Annotated in this window: 1 pseudogene; it reads left to right on the plus strand. The window is 41.6% G+C overall.

Going from position 1 to position 1,431, the window contains the following annotated elements:
* Positions 1–598: 598 nt before the first annotated feature.
* Positions 599–1,277: pseudogene (locus HT709_RS11125) on the plus strand (reverse transcriptase domain-containing protein); the annotation flags it as partial.
* Between the last annotated feature and the right edge of the window lie 154 nt (positions 1,278–1,431).

A 1,431-nucleotide genomic window follows, 5' to 3' on the forward strand; every position in this document is an offset into this window, starting at 1 on the left:
TCAACGTCGCCTTGCCGTACTCAAGTACAGCCTGCGGCTAGTTTCCTAGTTTACTCTTTGATTTTCATTGAGTACAAGTCCTCGGTGGGCACCTGCTACCGGTGAACCCAATAGCGATTCCCAAGCCTGACTATCGTGAGGTAGCGGATTAAAACGGTCTGGGGATAGACCGTTTTAAGTCTGACACTGGAAATAAGAATCGTCAGAGGAAGGGATAGCGAAATCGTGGCTCTACGAACAGGAAGGTGATAGTAAGGCGTATATAGCGGATAGGGGGGCGCGAAACCTTAAAGTCCAAAAAGGTAGTCGTAACCTATATGCGTAAATCACGAGAGTAATTGAATTCGAACTAAGATTTATCTTTTTCCACTGTAACCTTTTAACGTCCTCATGTCTAGTCTAAACGAGGAAAGATGTAGAACTTATCCCGTGAGCTCTGTCGCTAGAAAGAGAAAACGACAGATCGAAGTAATCCTACTTTACTTGTGTCTGTAAAACGAACGGTCTGATAGAACTGGACTCTGTCACGTATTGACTAGATGAAGGTTCACCAATATAAGATATCCCTCAGGCACCAAAACAAGAAAGGAATAGGCACATGTCAAAATTGCTAGATAAGATAGTATCACGCGAAAATATGCTGGAAGCTTACAATCAAGTAAAATCCAATAAAGGCTCAGCTGGGATTGATGGAATGACTATCGAAGAGATGGATGACTATCTCAGACAAAACTGGCGCTTGACTAAGGAGCTGATAAAACAGAGGAAATACAAACCTCAATCAGTCCTGCGAGTTGAAATCCCCCAACCCAATGGAGGTGTCCTTCAGCTTGGGATTCCGACAGTGATGGATAGGATAATCCAACAAGCCATTGTCCAAGCTCTTAGAGTACTTAAATGACGGCTATGAGTGGATAGTGGATATAGACCTAGAGAAATTTTTCGATAGGGTTCCTCAAGATAGATTGATGTCCTTAGTACATAACATAATCGAAGACGGAGATAGGGAATCCTTGATTCGTAAGTATCTTCATTCAGGTGTTATCATTAATGGTCAACGTCATAAAACGCTAGTTGGTACACCACAGGGAGGAAATGTATCTCCTCTCTTATCTAATATCATGCTTAATGAATTGGACAAGGAATTAGAAAAGAGGGGACTTCGATTTGTGCGCTACGCAGATGATTGTGTGATGACGGTCGGAAGCGAGGCAGCCGCTAAGCGTGTGATGTATTTAGTCAGTCGTTTTATTGAGAAACGGCTAGGTTTGAAAGTATAGTAAAATGAAATAAGAATAGGACAAACCGATCAGGACAGTCAAATCGATTTCTAACAATGTTTTAGAAGTAGAGGTGTACTATTCTAGTTTCAATCTACTATAATTTGAAGGGGAATGCCGTGATTGGCTAAGATTTGTTCAAGGACATGAT

The sequence above is a fragment of the Streptococcus sp. 1343 genome (genome assembly GCF_013277355.1).
Classification (GTDB): domain Bacteria; phylum Bacillota; class Bacilli; order Lactobacillales; family Streptococcaceae; genus Streptococcus; species Streptococcus pseudopneumoniae.